This window comes from Methylomicrobium lacus, from assembly GCF_041897535.1.
Lineage (GTDB): Bacteria > Pseudomonadota > Gammaproteobacteria > Methylococcales > Methylomonadaceae > Methylomicrobium > Methylomicrobium lacus_A.
Genome location: NZ_CP169217.1, coordinates 1,843,351 through 1,860,830 on the forward strand (window position 1 = coordinate 1,843,351; position 17,480 = coordinate 1,860,830).

Annotated in this window: 6 protein-coding genes; all 6 read right to left on the bottom strand. The window is 58.5% G+C overall.

The features are described from left to right. Positions 1 to 57 precede the first annotated feature (57 nt). The 6 genes from ACEPPP_RS08175 to ACEPPP_RS08200 all read right to left on the bottom strand — a co-directional run bounded on the left by ACEPPP_RS08175 (position 58) and on the right by ACEPPP_RS08200 (position 17,471). A complete protein-coding gene (locus ACEPPP_RS08175) occupies positions 58 to 6,747 on the bottom strand; it encodes an amino acid adenylation domain-containing protein (RefSeq protein ID WP_374090560.1) in 6,690 nt (2,229 codons plus the stop codon). 13 nt (positions 6,748 to 6,760) lie between these two features. Next, complete coding sequence (locus ACEPPP_RS08180; RefSeq protein ID WP_374090561.1) at positions 6,761 to 13,195, bottom strand: SDR family NAD(P)-dependent oxidoreductase; 6,435 nt, start codon at positions 13,193 to 13,195, stop codon at positions 6,761 to 6,763. A gap of 437 nt (positions 13,196 to 13,632) precedes the next feature. Then, the gene (locus ACEPPP_RS08185) at positions 13,633 to 14,358 is read right to left on the bottom strand and encodes an SDR family NAD(P)-dependent oxidoreductase (RefSeq protein WP_374090562.1); all 726 of its coding nucleotides are present in this window, start codon (positions 14,356 to 14,358) and stop codon (positions 13,633 to 13,635) included. A 28-nt stretch (positions 14,359 to 14,386) separates the two neighbouring features. After that, positions 14,387 to 15,496, bottom strand: a complete 1,110-nt coding sequence (locus tag ACEPPP_RS08190; RefSeq protein WP_374090563.1) for a peptidase C39 family protein — start codon at positions 15,494 to 15,496, stop codon at positions 14,387 to 14,389. After that, the gene (locus ACEPPP_RS08195) at positions 15,493 to 16,584 is read right to left on the bottom strand and encodes a DUF2817 domain-containing protein (RefSeq protein WP_374090565.1); all 1,092 of its coding nucleotides are present in this window, start codon (positions 16,582 to 16,584) and stop codon (positions 15,493 to 15,495) included. Before ACEPPP_RS08195 ends, ACEPPP_RS08190 begins: the two co-directional genes overlap by 4 nt. A gap of 176 nt (positions 16,585 to 16,760) precedes the next feature. Further along, a complete protein-coding gene (locus ACEPPP_RS08200; protein WP_374090567.1) occupies positions 16,761 to 17,471 on the bottom strand; it encodes a TIGR02281 family clan AA aspartic protease in 711 nt (236 codons plus the stop codon). Positions 17,472 to 17,480: the final 9 nt, after the last annotated feature.

Consider the following 17,480-nt stretch of genomic DNA (forward strand, 5'->3'; position numbering starts at 1 on the left):
CGGGTTACTCCTCTAGATACTTAAAAGTGACGTTATTTGTTGGGTTATCGAAAGTTTTCATTTTTCGGTGGCTTCGGCCAGAGTCTTAGCCTGATAGGATCTGGCGCCGACGGGCTCTGCCTCGTTTTTTATATAGGCTGGCGCGGTAGCTCTGCGAGTTGCGGCGGACTTGGACGGGCGTACACGCAGACGCCATCCTTCGACCGCCAATAGCAAAGGCGGCAGCAGCAAGAACTCCGCGAACAGGCCTAGACCGAAAATAATCGCGGTGAGCAACCCCATTTCGGCGTTGATCTTGAAATCGGAGAGCGCCAACAGCGCAAACCCGGACATCAGGACCGCCGAGGTAACCCAAATGGCCTTGCCGACCGACGCGAAGGCATAGCGCAGGGCATCTTCCGGCGAAAGTCCCTCATGGCGCCGGGCGTGCAGGTATTTGCCGAGGAAATGCACAGTGTCGTCGACCAGGATACCCAGTGTCATCGCCGCGACCACCGAAGAGGCAAGACCCACGCGGCCGACCCAAAGCCCCCAGATACCGAAAGCCATCGCGGCCGGAACCAGGTTGGGTATCATACTGAGCAAGCCCATCGCCGCCGAACGCAGTACGATCATCAAAATGAATGAGATCAGGAAGGTGGACAGTAATTCGCCGCTGATCATGCTGACGATGTTACGGGCACCGATATGCGCGAACATCATCGTGATTCCGGTGCCGCCGGCATGACGAAGCTCCGGGGCGTTCGTTGCGAGCCATTCGCGCGCCCGTTGTTCAAACGCCAGAATCTCGTTGGTGGACAGGCTTTTCAGCGTCGCGGTGAGCCGCGTGGCGGACTTGTCCACGTTCAGACGATCGTTCAAGTCGAGACCGAAAGGCAATGACATCTCGTACAGCAGCAGGTATTGGGCGGTCATGTCGCGCGCTTCCGGCAGTCCATACCAGGCCGGATCCTCGCCGTGCAGGTTTTTGTTCAGGCGTTTGATGACATCGGTGATTGAAAAAACGTGCAGTGTTTCCGGCTGCTGTCTCAACCAGTTGGCGAAATCTTCCACCTTGTTTAAAAAGGCCGGATCGGTGGCGCCGCCCGAGACGGAAGCCCCCAACGAATAATCGATGGAGTAGATGCCGGTCAAATTGTCCGTGGTAAAATCGGTGGCATCCCGAAAATCGGTGCCGGTTGCGAAATATTTCACGAACTCATCGTTCAGCTCGTTCCGCGTAACGAAGCTGATGGAAACCCCGGTCAACACCAGTACCGCAAGATACCAAGCCTTGCGCCGACGGATGACCAACTCGGCCAACCACATGAGCCCGGCCGGCTGCTCGGACACCTTGCGCAGCTTCGGAGCAGGAAACAGCACGGTCAATACCGGCAGCAGCGTCATCGACAGAACGAAAGCGGCGATCACCCCCATGGCGGTAATGTTGCCTAGGTCACGGAACGGCGGCGCATCGCTGAAGTTCATCGACAGAAAGCTGATCGCCGTGGTCAGGCTCGTGAAGAAGACGGCGGCGAGATTGAGCCTCAGACTGGCTTTCATGGCGCAGTGCTTGTCGAGGCCCTTACGCGCGCCGTCATAGTAGCTCATCAGCATATGCACCGAATCCGCCACGGCCAGCGTTAGCAAGATGGTCGGCGCTGGCACGCTCGAAGGGGACAGCGCGATGCCCAGCCAGCCCGCCAACCCGAGGGCGGTTAGAATGGATAAGGCAATGACCGTCACCGTGACCAGAGTGCCGACGAACGAGCGCAGGAACCATAGCAGCGCCACGACAATGATCCCCGACATCAGCGGCGTCAAAATCTGTCCGTCGTGTTCGGACGCATCGGCAAACGCGGCGTCCATCATCACGTTGCCGGTCAAGTAGACGTTGACGTCGGGGCGTTCCGCCTCAATCCGTTCCTTGATGGCATGGCGGACGAAATCGGTCACTTCCTTGGTCTCATTCATTTGGTTCTTGCCTGGGCGCTGTACAATCACGTTGATCGCTGTGACCCGGCCCGAAGGGGAAATCAACCGCCTGACCAGTAATGGATCGGCCAAGGCGATTTTCTTGATGTTATCGATTTCAGAGGCTTTCAAACCGGTGGCATTCTTCACCAAGTCTTCCACCGCCAATACATCGCCATCGCCCCGGCTGTATTGAAAATTGGTCAACGAATCGACACGGGTGGAATAAGGAATTTTCCATGCCTTGGCCGTGACATTCTCGACCAGGGACAGGTTATCGCCGGTAAAAACGGCCCCATCCTTGGGAGCGAGTACGATCAGAATATTGTCGTTTTGGGTATAGGTGTTCTGGAGGTCGTCGAAGGCTATCAGCTCAGGATTGTCCTTACTGAAGAACATCCGGTAGTCGTTTTCGAAATGCAGACGACTAATGCCTGCCGCGGCCAAACTCACCAATAACAAGACCATCACGATAACCAGGTAACGCCGGCGCAGAAGCCAGTCGGCATAGGCACCAACTGCGCCTTGCTTACCCCTGTATGATTTCCCCGGCGCAGGCAGATCATTGGCAGCCGAGTTTTTCTGCCACGGGCTTTCCGCGTCAGCCTCTTCGGCAGCCCGCAATTCGATCTCCTTGACCGCGGCCTGTCCTGCCCATTCCAGGTGCGAGGCATCGGCCTTGACCGCCGCCTCGCGGTGGCCCGAGAGCAATGCATCGACACTGGCTGCAAGCTCCGTCACATTCGGTTCCGACAGCATGGTGATGTGATCGCCGGGTACCGTGCGCATGATCACCGGCCCCGAAGCGTAGGCTTGCCAGCCCAAGGTCTCGTCATGCTCTCCGGGCGTCGGGTATTCGGCGCCGCTGAAGTCGTATTCTGGGTGGTATTTTCCAGCCCTCAACAAGGCAATCGGCACCGGCACCGGAGCCTCCGGAAAATATTCGATACTGCCATTGGTTTTCAGCACCTCAACCAGTCCGCGTACCGGCCCTACGCCCGCTTCAGGCGGCAGGAACCCGGCCTTGTTCATCCGGTTTTTCAGATGCTCCAGCTGAGCCTCCTTATCCAGCAGCTTGATTTCTTCGTAATCGAGATCGAGGCTCTGCCCGGATGATTGCTCCAGAAGTCTGCCAAGCTTGACCACCCAAGCCGCATAATCAAGACCGTGTCCCGCATCGGGCCGCTGCGCGCGCGGGGCGGGTACATTCAATACCGTCAGCAGATCCACTTCATCTCCGTCGCGAATCAGTTGCTGAGCAATTTCAAATGCCACCACCGCGCCGAAACAATGTCCGCCCAAACGGTACGGACCTTTCGGACGCACGCTGCGGATGGCATCCACATAGCAAGCGGCCATGTCTTCGACGCGATCGAACGGCACCGACTCGCCGTCCAACCCCTTGGACTGCAAGCCATAGAAGGGCTGGTCAGCCCCCAAGTAGCGAGACAGCGGCTGAAAATACAGAACGCTGCCACCGCCTCCGGCGACAAAAAACACAGGCGGCTTGTCACCCCCGGTCTGAATAGGCACCAGTGGAGACCAGGCGCTATCGGCCGGACGCTCCTGGCGGATTATGTTGGCCAACTGCTCGACGGTCGGAGCCTTGAACAGCGTGGACAACGGCAGAGACACATCGAGGACTTTCTGAATGTCGGCCATCAACCGGATGGCGCGCAGCGAATGCCCGCCAAGATCAAAAAAATTGTCGAGTATTCCGACCGGATGCATGCCCAACACCTCTTCCCAAATGCTTGTCAGCGTTTTTTCCAAAGCATCCCTGGGCTCCACGATAGTTCTTTCGCCGCCAGTGCTCCAAAGCTCCGGCATCGGCAGTGCGCTCCGATCGACCTTGCCGTTGTGGTTCAGCGGCAGACGATCCAATACCACCAGCGCGGTGGGTACGAAATAATCCGGCAGCCGTTCCTTCAGAAAGCCGCGGAGTTGTTCGGAAATCTCCGATGTGACGACAGGCCCCGTGACATAACCGACCAAACAGAGGTCGCCGGAGGGTGCGTTACGAGTCACCACGACGGCTTGTGTGACATCAGGATATTCGCAAAGGTTTTGTTCGATCTCACCGAGCTCGATACGGAAACCGCGAATCTTGACCTGAAAGTCCAGCCGCCCCAAATGCTCAAGCACGCCGTCTTCCCGCCAACGGGCTAAATCGCCGGTTTTGTATATCCGGGCGTTGGGCTCCTTGGAAAAAGGATCGGCGATGAAGCGTTCAGCGGTCAGTTCGGCACGGTTGAGATAGCCGCGGGCTACGTTCCAGCCGCCGATATGGAGTTCTCCTGGCACCCCGATCGCGGTAGGCTGGCCCGACTTGTCCAGAATGTAAATTTGCGTGTTCAGGATCGGCTGGCCGATGTTGATATCGCCGGCATCGGCAACCCTTGCCATAGTAGACCAAACGGTGGTTTCGGTCGGCCCGTACATATTCCATAAAGTCTTCCCTCGGCTCAGCATTTGCGCCGCCAAATCCGGCGGCAAGGCTTCGCCACCACAAAGCATATGCAAGCCGGGACTCGACTCCCAGCCGGCGCGCAACAGCATCTGCCAGGTCGACGGCGTGGCCTGCAGGAAAGTCGCATGCTCCAACAACTTGAGCAACCGCTCCCCATTCGTGGTATCGTCGCGTCCGGCCAAAAGAACGCGCGCCCCTACCGTCAAAGGTAAGTAAAGCTCCAGAACGGCGATATCGAAGGACAAGGTGGTAACCGCCAACAGCGAATCATCCCGGCCTATCGGCAAGGCCTTGCGCATGGCATATAAAAAGCTGGTCAGCGCGCCATGTTCGATCTGCACCCCTTTGGGCTTACCCGTGGACCCCGAAGTATAAATGACATAGGCCAAATGACCGGCGCGCGCCTGGTGCTTCGGATTATCTGGACAGAATCCGGCCAGCATGTCTCGGCTCGCATCCAGAGGCAACACCGGAATGGACGTTTGCGGCAATGCCTCGATACATCCTGTGCGCACCAAAATGAGTGTTGGGGTTGCGTCCTCCAGCATGAATGACAAACGCTCGGCCGGCAGCGCCGGGTCCAGCGGCAAGTAAGCACCGCCTGCCTTCAGGATGCCCAACAGGGCAACCAGCATGTCCGGCGAGCGATCCATGCAGACCGCCACCAAAGCGTCTCGGCCGATGCCGCGTCCGCGCAGATAGTTAGCCAAGCGGTTGCTTTGCTTATTGAGTTCGCGGTAACTCAGGTGATACTCGCCGAAGGTCAGTGCGATAGCATCCGGGGTCCGTTCTACCTGTTCCTCAATGAATTGATACATCGGACGGTCGAGATCATAGGCCTCGGCCGTATCATTGAAGGCCACAAGCATCCGATCGCGTTCCGTATTCGGCAACAGCGGCAACTGTCCGACCGGCAAGGACGGATTTTCAAGGATACCGTCAAGCAGGGTTTCGAAATGACCAACCGCGCGCTCGATGGTCGAATGATCGAACAGATCGGTATTGTATTTGAAGATCCCGGTCACCCCGATGCCTGATTCGATCATCTCCAATTCTAGATCGAACTGGCCTTCCTGTTGCGGCATGTCGTAATGCTCCACTTCCAGTCCACCAAAGGTCGTGCGTGCGGCTTGCACGGCATCGGTGACCAAATTCAGAATACCTTCCGCCCGTTGCGATTTCTGATGCACAAACGATACCTGGAACAGCGGCGAATAGCTGGGATCACGTTTCGGCTGGAGCCGCTCGACCAGCAGCGGAAAAGGAAAGTCCTGATGCTCCAAAGCGCCGAGCACCGTATCCCTGACCTGCTCCAGAAACGCCGTAAAACGAGGGTTTCCTGATAAGGCGGCACGAAACACCAACGGGTTGACAAAATAGCCGACGACATTGGAGTAATCGCCCGTATTGCGCCCGGCCGAGGGCGACCCGACCAGGATGTCTTCCTGCCCCGTATAACGATGCAGCAGGACCTGAAATACCGCCAGATAAAGCATGAACGGGGTCACCCCCCTGGCTTGCGCCAGGCTTCTGAGTTGCTCTACCCGTTCCGGCCGCAACGAAAATTTCCTCGACGCCCCATGCGTCGAGCGTACCGGCGGGCGCGGATGATCGGTCGGCAAATTCAGCGTCGGCACCTCGCCCCGCAATTGGTCCTCCCAATATTTCCACAACCTTTCACCTTCAGCGCTGGACAGAAATTCACTCTGCCACTTGATGAAGTCCTGATAAGACTTCTCTGATCGCGGCAGCAGCGCTGTCGCCCCGCCGGTCTCGGCGGCATAAAGGGCCGCCAATTCATCCTGATTCAACCACAGCGACCAGGCATCATAGACGATATGGTGGACGGTAATCAGGAGCACATGGTGGTCCCCGGCCAAGGAAAACAAATGGCCGCGGAACACCGGGCCGTGTTCCAGATCGAAGGGTTGCCGATAAGCCTCCTGTACCGACGTATCCAGTTGCTCATCGGACCAGCCCGAAGCGTCGACATGAACCAGCGTTACCGGCCCGGGAGCGGCGATTTCCTGCACCGGTTCGCCGTCCTTCAGCAGGAAGCGGGCGCGCAATTGTTCATGCCGGTCCACGAGGCCTTGCAAGGCCCGGCGCAAGGCGGCGACATTGACCTCCGAGCGGAAACGGGCCGTGAAGGCGACATGGTAAGCGGCGCTGTCCGGGTCCGAACGATGCAGGAAGTACAGCGCCTTCTGTCCGTAGGATAAGGCCGTCGGCTTGGCTTTGGCCGATTGGCTCAGCAATTGTTCCAGCAGGGCGCGCTTCTTTTGCAGCGATGGCGCCGAGACATGTTCTGAATGCGTTGTCATGCGGTTTTCTCCGTTAAGCTTTCATCAAGGTGGCGAGCATTTCATCGATCTCTTCTTCCGAAAGGTCTTCCAGTCGAGAGAGAATGGATTCGGGGGGCTCGGACATTGCCGAATCACTCCCCGTCTTGTCCTTGCCGAAGTTGGCAGGAGACGGCGCTACGGAGGAGACATCTTGTGCGGCGGATGCGATCGAAGCCAGCACCTGAGCACCCAGTTTCTCGATGGCGTTGCCTTTCATCAATTCGAGCGTCGATAACTTGACCCCCGTCTTGCGGTTTATGGCGGCCTGCAATTCCATCGCCATCAACGAATCGACGCCCAGATTCACCAGGGATTGCCTACGGTCAATCTTGTCGGCCGGAATGCGCATGATTTCGGAAACAAGCGCTATCAGGGCGTTGACCCCGTGCGCCTGGCGTTCCGCCTCTGGCAATGCCTGCAATTCGGCATGGAATTCGTTGGTCGCTGCGCCGTCAGGGCGCCGGTTGGCATCTGCGATCAGGTGATGATAGCGGGGCGATGCGGCCCAGGCCGGATTGAACTTGGCCCACTGGTGGCAATCGATCACTGCCGCGCCCAGTTGAACCGGGTTCCATATCAAGCTTTTTTCGAGGACTTCTAACGCTTGGGAAGGATTGAAAAAGCCGATGCCGACCCGTTTGAAATAGTCTTCGACGCTACTATCCTGAGCCACCATGCCGACCTCGCTGAGCGCGCCCCAGTTAATGCTGACAGCCGGCAGCCCTTGCGCCCGGCGCAGGTGAGCCAGGGTATCCAGCACCACGTTCGCGGCGACGTAAGCGCCCTGCCCCGGATTGCCGATTAGCGCGCTGACCGAAGAAAACAGGACGAACACCTCCAAAGGCAGATGCCGGGTTTGCCGATGCAGATGCCACGCCCCGAGCGCTTTAGGCCGCATCACAGCAGCGAAGCGTGCAGCGTCGCCGGCATCGATCGGACTATCGTCCAGCACCGCGGCCGCGTGAAATACGCCGCGCAGCGGCGGCATGGAGGCCGCTATCTGCGTCAGCAATGCGGTCACTTCCGCTTCCTGGGACATATCCGCCGCCGCCGCGCAGACGCTGACACCGACCCGCTCCAGTTTTTTCACCAAAGCCTTGGCTTCGTCACTCGCCGCGCCGCGCCGGCCCACCAGCACCAGATGGCGAACGCCCTGTTTTGCCAGCCAACGTGCCATCGCCATACCGAAGCCGCCGAAGCCGCCGGTAATCATATAGGTGCCGTCGGCGCGCAGCGGGAGCCTGGAAGCTCTGGCTCTTCCGACCCTCACTTCGGACGGCAAATGGCCGTCAACCGGGATCATCACTTGCTCGCCGGCGGCTGACGCCCCCAGAAGGCCATCGTTTTTTTCGACAGCCGTCAGGTCTCGGTGATGAATCACGACCGGTTCATAGGTACGCCGTTTCAGCAAAGCCTTGACTTCGCGCACCAGACTCAGGAACAGCTCCGGACGCTCCACCCGCAGGCTTTCAGGGCAAAGCCGGAACAGCGATCCGTTCGCCAACGTGGACAGGCTCGGCTGGTTGTCTGTGCTGGACACCATGACCATACGGCCGAGCGGGGCCAACACGGACGCGGCCTTGCCGGCATACTCGCCTTCGAATATCCCGAAGGCGACATCAATGCCATTGCCGTCGGCCAAGTCCATCACTTGTTCCGCGAAATCCGCGGAGCGGCCGTCGATTACGAACTTCGCCCCCTGCCGCCGCACCAGTCCGACGCGACCATGTTCACCCAACGTGACGAACACTTCGGCACCGAGGCTCAACGCCACTTGAATGGCGGCCAATCCTAACGTGGTGCCGGCTTCATGGATCAACACCCGTTCGCCGACATCGACCCGCGCCAAATAATGCAGGGCGTAATGCGCCGTTACATACGGAACGACCTGGCTTGCGAAACCATCCAGCTCGTCTTTCGCGATCGACGGCAGAAGAATCGCCGCTGACGCCGGCAGAATCACTGTTTGCGCCGGTTCTCCACGGTAGCTGATCAGTACGCTGTCGCCCGCAGACAATTCTTTCACGCGGCTTCCCGCCGCCGTGATGACCCCGGTGGCGAACAATTCGGCCTCGCCGGCTTGCGTAAAGCGCCGTGCTTCGGCATAGTTCAATGCACACCCCTGCACGGCGACCGCCACTTCATCGGCGCCCGGTTTTGCCAGATCGGCCTGAAGCAGACGCTCCGGGGTGATCTCGGCAAGTTCAGCGCCGGGTTTCTGTTTCAGGCGGCGTACATAGCGCGCTCCGTCCCGGTAGGCAATTTCCTCTTCGCCATCGGCGGCCATAAGTTCGCGCAACAGCACCGGTATCGAATCGGCATCCGGTTCCAAGTCGATAGCGCGGAACGATTGCTCCGGATATTCATTCACGGCAACCCGAAGCAAACCGATCAAGGATGTCTCTGCCAATGCGGTTTCGGCCTCGTCCGGCAGGACGGCTTGCGCGCCACAGGTAATCAACAACACCGAACCCGGACGCTGCGGACTGCTGTCGGCCAGAGCCTGGATCAGAGTCAGGCCCTCGGCAACCGTTTCGATGCCGGCCGGATCTTTAGCCCCATCGGCGTCCAGCCCCCAAAAACAGACAATGCCTGTGAGATATCCCGGATCCACCGCTTGCAACAACGTCCCGATATCGTGACGGTCGCGGGGATTAACCTGATAACTGCCGTCATTCAATGCCGCGAAACGTTCACCACGGCATACCTTGATGCATTCGGCGGCGGTATCGTCGACACATTTCGCGAAGCTTGCACCGACGCCTTGGCCATCGAGCAGCAGCAGCCAACGGCCGGAAGGCGCCGCTGCCAACGGATCAAGAACGCTGTGTGTCCACCCGTATTCATAAAACCAATTGTCCAGATTATTTTCGATGCCATCCTCGGCCCGATTCAGGGCCTGTGCTCGCACGCCGAGAACCTCCACCAGCACATTGCCGGCATCATCGCAAAGACGGATGTCGCCCTCCACGGTATCGTCACCGCCGCCGGTGCGCAGACCATGGCACCAAATGTTCGATCCCAAGCTCTGCCATAAAGCGACCCGGCGGATGGCTACCGGCACATAAACCCGGCGGTCGCTCTCGTCAAGCAATGCCAGCAGCGTTTGAAAACAAGCATCCAGCAGGGTCGGATCAAGGATGTCCATGCGCCCGTTTTCCCTAACCGCTTCCTTGCGCTCGATACGCGCGAGGACTTCGCGGCCATCGGCGTCCCGCCACAGTTCACGGACGCCGCGGAACCAAGAGCCGTAATGCAGTCCCCGTGCCTGCATATTCCGATAATGCCGCTCACCGTCCTGACATTCCGGACAATGACTTCGGAGCGCTTTTAAATCCACCCAGGGCTGCGCCTTCAATGGCAGCGACGACAATCGCCCGCTGGCGTGTAATGCCCAGGAATTACTGTTATCGCTACGGCTGAAAACCTTGTATTCACTGCTATCTGGATAATAGAGCGTGCGCACTTCCGGTTCCTCCCGCGCGCCGATCACCAAGGCCTTCGCAAAACGTAAGTCCTCGATCGCGCCTTCCGTACCTACGCCTATTTCGGCACGGACGGCAAAGCCCAACTCGACGTAAGCCGCGCCCGGCAAGACCACCACATCTTCCACCTTGTGATCATCCAGATACGGTTGATAGTTCGTGTTCAACACCTGACTCCAGGCCTCTTCCGGACCGTCCATGCGGAAACCCAATAAAGGATGCGTGCCTTTGCCCAAACGGTCGGCCAATGACGCCATCGATTCGTGCCAATAGGTTTCCCGCTGCCACGGATAGGTCGGCAACTTGACATAACGAGCATCTTCGGCGAATTGACGGCTCCAGTCCAACGGCGCGCCGGCCGTGTAGATTTCCGCCAAAGCCAGCAAAAACTGTGCTTTTTCCGGCTCGCCTCGGCGAAGGGACGTCACGGTCAAACCGGCAATCCCGGATGCCCGGGCACATTCCTTGATCGAGGTGGACAGTACCGGGTGCGGTCCGATTTCGAGAAACAGTCGGCGCCCGTCCGCCAACAACCCCCCAATGGCCTTGGCGAAATACACGGTCTCGCGGACATTACGGCACCAGTATTCGGCATCGTATGCCATGCCGGTTACCCGGTTTCCGGTGACGGTCGAGTACAGCGGTATTTGCGGGACTTGGGGCTCAATGTCGGCCAACGCCTCAAGCAATTCCGGCCGCAGCCGATCCATGTAAGAACTGTGAAAGGCCATCTCGACACGGAGGAAACGATTGAACACGCCTTGCTTCTCCAGCTCGGCAGCAATCACTTCGAGCGCCTCCTGATCGCCCGCCAGGGTCGTGGCCGTCGGGCTGTTCGCGGCCGCGATCGACACCCGGCTGCCATAGCCTTGCAACAACGCAGAGGCTTCGGCTTCTCCAATTCCGGCGGCTAACATAGAGCCTAGGCCTGCTGCTTTTTGTTGAATACGGCTGCGCTCGTAACTGACTTTCACCGCGTCTTCGAGGGTATATACGCCGGCCACATAAGCGGCGGCGACTTCGCCGACGCTATGCCCGACGATGGCCGCCGGTTCTATTCCGCGCGCTTTCCACATCGCGGCCAAACCCACCTGAATGGCGAAGTTGGCAGGTTGCGCGATGCGCGTTTCGGCCATGTGGGAATCGGCCTCTTCCGCCAGCATTGCATCCAAGATGGACCAGCCTGCCGCCTTTTTGAAAATAGCGTCTATTTCCAGAACCGTTTGACGGAATACCGGATCGTCCCGATATAGTTCCCGTCCCATCGCCCACCATTGCGGGCCCATGCCGGTGAATACGAAGACAGGGTTCTCTCCTTTCGCGGCGCAATCGCCATGAGCGACGCCCGGCGCCGGCAACCCTTCGGCAACGGCGGCGAGCTTATCCAACAAGGCGTCCCTGTCATCCGCCACCAGCGCGCAACGAAGGTCGTGATGACTGCGGCGAGCGCCGGCCGAATAGCACAAATCCCGAATACTCAGACCGTCATTGCCGGCGATCAAACCCCGATAAGCACCCGCAAGGATCTGTAAAGCCTTGAGCGAGCGCGCGGAAATCGGCAAAATCCAGGGCCCCATATCCTCGTCTTCGGCGGCCTGAGCCGCCGTAACGCTTGCCGGCGCCTCTTCGAGAATTGCATGGGCGTTGGTGCCTCCATATCCGAATGAATTGACCCCGACCAAGGCCGGGCCTTCGCCGGCCGGCATCGGCTCCAGGTCTTTCGGCAAACGCAAGCCCAGCTCATCAAACGGAATCGCGGGATTGGGGGTTTCCAGGTTGGCGACCGGAGGAATTTGCTGGTGTTTCAGGCAAAGCGCGGCCTTGATGACGCCCGCGACCCCGGAAGCCGCTTCCAGATGACCGATATTGGCCTTGACCGAACCGACGAGGCAAGGGTCGCCCACGGCGCGCTCGCTGCCGATCACCGCGCCCAGGGCGCGCACTTCCAGCGGATCGCCGACCGCGGTACCGGTTCCGTGCGCCTCGAAATAGCGGATATTGCCGGGTTTCACGCCCGCGTCCCGGCAAACCCTGCGCACCAGTTGCTCCTGGGCGTCGGGATTCGGAACGGTGATCCCGTTGGTTCTCCCGTCCTGGTTAACGCCAGTCCCCCGGATGACCGCATGGATCGCGTCCCGATCCCTGAGCGCCTCCGACAACGGCTTCAGCACGACGATACCGGCGCCTTCACCGCGTCCGTAACCGTCGGCTCTCGCATCAAAGCTCTTGCAACGGCCATCCTTGGCCAGAAAGCCACCCTTGCACATCGAAATCGGATTCTCAGGCCGGTACATGATATTTACCCCACCCGCCACCGCCAAGGAGCACTCGCCACGGCGCAGGGCTTGGCAAGCCTGATGCACGGCGACCAGTGAAGAGGAGCAGGCGGTATCTATCGCGATATTGGGACCACGCAGATCGAATACATAGGAAAGGCGATTGGCCAGAATACTCAACGTCGAACTGACCGCCGTATGGGTGCCGATCAAGGCGCGATTCAAAGGGCTCAGTTGGGTCAGCATGTTGTCGAACATGAATCCGCCGACGTACACCCCGGTATCCGAACCGGACAGTTTTTCAGCTGCCAAACCGGCATCTTCAAATGCCTCCCAGGTCACCTCGAGTAAGACACGTTGTTGCGGATCCAGATATTCAGCCTCACGCGGGGACATCCCGAAAAATAAGGCATCAAATTGATCTATTTTCTGACCAATGAACCCCCCAGCCCGCACATACATCTTGCCCGGCTTGTCCGGATCAGAATCCCAGAAACGATCGATATTCCAACGATCCTCCGGCACCTCGACGATGCCGTCCTTTCCTTCCGCCATCATTTTCCAAAACGCGTCGGGACTATCACTGCCGCCGGGAAATCTGCATCCCATGCCGATGATGGCAATAGGCTCGTTGATTGTAGTCTCTACATCAGTTAGTCTCTTCATTTCTAATCTCCGCAAATCGAATGCTTACTAGAGGTCATATCAAAGGGTTTCTGCAGACATTAATATCAAGCAACATGAAGTATTAAGTGCAGCGTAAGTATAAAAAATAAATAACTACTTAATTTGCTTAGCAAAAAACCGTCCACTAAGCGAATGAACGTGAGCAAATTGTAATTCTTCAAATATTTATTACACGGTATAAATTCACAGCTTTTACGTTAAAATTCACGGGCTTTATGTGAAAATTCACACTGCTGAAATCGGCGCGCTACACATGGCGGGCATGCGCAAAAGAAGAAATGCCAAAACGAGAGGTCGGAATTAGCGAATTCGGTTGTAGCCGCTGGCGTCTACGGAATTCGGCGGAGCATCAGCCGCGACGTCATGATGCCCCGGCTTATTGAAGTGTGCGGTTCTTTTTCAGGCTTGCGGAAGACTCAATACTCCCAACCGCCCGCAACCGAAAGCAAGGAGCCTGTGATCATTTCAGGGCTGTCATAGAGCAGCCAGGCGACCGTGGTGCCGATTTCATGGGGCTGCACCGGACGGCCGTACGGAATCTGCGCAGCCATCGCCTGCCTTTCCTCGGCGTTGATGTCTTCATCCTCGGTCAGGCCGGGGCAGATCGCATTGACCCGTACCTTGTCCTGAGCCAGGGCGACCGCGAGGCTTTTGGTCAAGGCCGCGACGCCGGTTTTCGCGGCCGAGTAGCCGGCGGACATCGGCCAAGCCTTGATGTTTTCGACGCCGGCGAAGGCGAAATTGACGATCTGGCCCTGGCTGTTGCGCAGGGCGTCCAGCGCGTAATAGCTGGTATGGAAACAGCAATTCAGATTCAAGTCGATGTCGGCCAGCCAGTCCTCCGGCGTCACTTCCAGAATGTTTTTGTAAACGTAGGGGCCGACCACATTGATCAAGCCGTCGATCCGGCCGAAGCGTTCGAGCGCATGCTCGATCAATGCCTTCGCGTTTTCGGGCCGGGTCAAATCCGCCTGGTAAAAACTGTAGGCGCAGCCTTTCGTGTCCAGCCACTCGGCAAGCCTCTCGGCTTTCTCTTGATTCGCATGGTAGTGCAGCACCAGCTCCGCGCCGCGTTCGGCCAAGGCTTTACAGACTGCCATGCCGATGGCCGAAGTGCTGCCGGTGATCAATAGTGTTTTCATTCTATTTTTCCTTGAAATGCCGCCGGTTTCAGTCCGGCCAGAGAATCACCGCCGTACGCAGACGGTTCTTGCCGAAGCAGGACATGCGGTCGAAATCGGCGCGCGCGATCGGCACGAACTGGCAATCCAGCTCGCTCTTGTGATCTTCCTCGGGATCGGGGTCGTGCATGTACAGGCAGGCATCGTCGAAGCCGCTCATCACGACCCAGTGCGGCGCTTTCTTCCGGTCCAGTTGATAGGTGCTGATCAGGATCAAAGGAATCGCGCCGGCCTTGAAGGTGCCGATCAGTTCGTCCTGGGTGATGTTGGTGTAATGCACCGCAATCGCCTGCGCCTCGGCCTCGCGTTTGAACGCATTATCGACCAGCTCGACGATCTGTTTTTTATCCTCGCTGCGCACACCGTCGATGAAGAGGGTCTCGCTCTGATTGATCCAGACTTCGACCCTAAAACCGCGCCGCTTCGCCGCCAGCGCCAGGCCGACCGGATGGCAGCCGCCGTGGCCTGAGGTCATGAAGATCGTGGTCGCCTCCCGCCACAGATTGATTTCTTCCTCGCGCGAAGGCTGGTAGGCATCGTTCAGCCCGTGCATCGCCATCATCAGCGAAGCCGGGCCGCAGGTGAAAGGCGTCGTTTGTTTGAGCCAATGCACGGTCCGGTGCTGCAAGGTGTCCTGATAATGGCGAATCAGTTTCTGGAAGCGGATCGCATCCTTGTGATCCTGGTAATAATCGCGGTACAGGCCGAATTTTTGAAACCCCAGGGACTGGTACAGCCGGATCGCGGGCATATTATCGACGCTAACTTCGAGCCTGAGATACAACCGTCCGCTGTCGTGCGCGGCCTGTTCGCCCGCCGCCATCAGTTTTTTGGCGATGCCGAAACCTCTGAGCCGAGGCTCGACCGCCAGCGAATAAATCCGCGCCAGCCGGGTGCCGGGATGATAGATGATCAGGATGTAGCCGGCGATGCGGCCGTCGAATTCGGCGACCAGGAGCGCCCGGTGCTCGGTCGTTATCCAGTGTTTGAAACTGCGCCGGCTCAAGCGGTCGGTATCGAAACTGGCGTTTTCGAGCTTGACCAGCCCTTCGAGATCGTTCGGACGGACCGGCCGGATCAGGATGTCTTCGCTGTTCATAATCCCGCCAATGCCTGCGCGATCACCTGCCGGGCGCGGAACAGCACCATTTCCCGCCAGGCCCGGTCGGCCGGACAAAAATGCTGCAACATCGCGAGGCTGTGCTGACGGCGCAGTTCGATCGATACGGGCTCGGCCCAGAGTCGATGATCGCGCCGCAGCACCTCGAACAGCCGGTCGGTGCTGTAGCTGCCGAATTCGAGTGTGATGTAGCAGCTGCGCTCGTTCATGATCTTGTGCCAGGCATAGTCGAGCAGGCCGGTTTTCGGCACCGAACTGGAGGTGCCGAGCAAAGGCAGCGTGACCGAATCGCCATAGAGGCTGAGCGCCGCCTGCGTGCCCGCGCTGTCCGGCTCGTGATCGCAGATGACCTCGCCGTAGCCGTAGGCGCCGAGGCCGGTATGCAAGTCGATCACCGCCAGATCGCGCTGGCATAGCGCATAGATTTCGATCACTTGTTCGATGACCTGGCGCCCGTGACTGGGCTGGCTGCCGCCATAACAGGCCCCCTTCGGATCGTGGTATTGGCCTGCGCTGACCGCCTTCTCGAACGCAATCCGCCCATGCCGGCGTTCAAAATCGGCCAACAGCCTCTGCCGTTGCTCGGCATCGTCCAGAAACAGCGCTTCGCGGAGCTCCGTATAGCCGTCGTTCGCGGGCAAGGGCTCTGTAAAATCGACAAAATTGCGGTTCAGGTCGACCCCGTCCGCATCGCAGCGCCGCCGCCAGGCATAGCCCCACGGCGTCAACGCATGAATGATCAACAACGCGGCGCCTTCCGGCAAGCCGATATGGCCTTCGGCCAGCATCAACAAATGCTCGCTTTGAATCGCGCTGCCCGCATAACCTTCGATCCCGTGCGTGCCGCCGATCAGCACGACGACGCTTTCCGCATCCTCGGGGCCGATCCAGGCGCTGTCGGTAAACAGCGGCTCGCCCTCAGGACCTGCGCCTGGACAGTGAAAAGACCGGTGGTCGATATTGAAGGGCAAGCCGGCCAACAGCGCCAGCCAACGCTGCCTGGCGGCGGCATAGCCGTCTGGAAAAACCTCGGTATTCAACGGGACGAGCGGTAAACGGTAAGACATAAAACCTGCAAGACTTCTTCGCTTAGAAAGCATTTATCGTAACACGTTGCGGCGCCGGCTTCCTACCTGCGCCAATGATCGCCAAAATCGTCTCGCCTTAGGCCCTAAGGCTTATGCAAAGGAATGCAAGCTTCCTGATCGACTCGCTGTTGTTGATCAATCGCGCATGCCGTCGGCTATTTTTTAATCAGCGTCACCGCGCTGGATTCGTTATCGATGACCAGTTTATAACGCCCCAGCGCGCTCATCCCGAGCAGGCTTTTATGATTCAGCAGCGCATCGTCGACGAAAGCGGCGTCCACGTTTTCGAGGGTTTCCGCTTCTATCCTGACCCCCTGCAATTTGCCGATCTTGGCGTCGACGCTGCCGTTCGCGGTCTGCATGACCCGCGGGGTCAGCGTGTCCTCGGCAATCCCGAGCTTCGCGATCATCGAAGCCGGCATCACGATCAGATCCGCGCCGGTATCGATGATCATTTCGACATTTTCCCAATAGGCCCCGCTGCCCGTGACCGACAGCGATACCAGCAGGTGCCCGCCTTCGGAGCGGGTCGGCAGCACGATCCGGCCGCTGTCGGTTTTTTGCTTTCTATCTATGATCACGACTTTTTCAATCTTGCCTTTAAGATCCCGGCTGATCACGTGATTGTAGGATGCCAACGCTTTTTCGAGTTGTTGCTCCAGGCTGCCGCGGGCGCGCACCTTCGGCTCGTCGCCGATGTTATCCAGGCCGACGATCTGGATATGCATCTGGTCTTGCAGCGACTCGATCTGACCGTATAAATCATCGCCATAATCGGCTTCTTGCGCCTGCGCGCTCAGCGCAGCAACGACACAGAAAACGCAAACGAGCTTGCTCGGCGAAAGAAAATGAGAGTGTCTGTTCATCGATATGTT

Coding starts and splice junctions, on each gene's coding strand:
- ACEPPP_RS08180 (WP_374090561.1), bottom strand. CDS start 13,195: ATGAAGAGACTAACTGATGTAGAGACTACAATCAACGAGCCTATTGCC.
- ACEPPP_RS08185 (WP_374090562.1), bottom strand. CDS start 14,358: ATGAAAACACTATTGATCACCGGCAGCACTTCGGCCATCGGCATGGCA.
- ACEPPP_RS08190 (WP_374090563.1), bottom strand. CDS start 15,496: ATGAACAGCGAAGACATCCTGATCCGGCCGGTCCGTCCGAACGATCTC.
- ACEPPP_RS08200 (WP_374090567.1), bottom strand. CDS start 17,471: ATGAACAGACACTCTCATTTTCTTTCGCCGAGCAAGCTCGTTTGCGTT.
- ACEPPP_RS08175 (WP_374090560.1), bottom strand. CDS start 6,747: ATGACAACGCATTCAGAACATGTCTCGGCGCCATCGCTGCAAAAGAAG.
- ACEPPP_RS08195 (WP_374090565.1), bottom strand. CDS start 16,584: ATGTCTTACCGTTTACCGCTCGTCCCGTTGAATACCGAGGTTTTTCCA.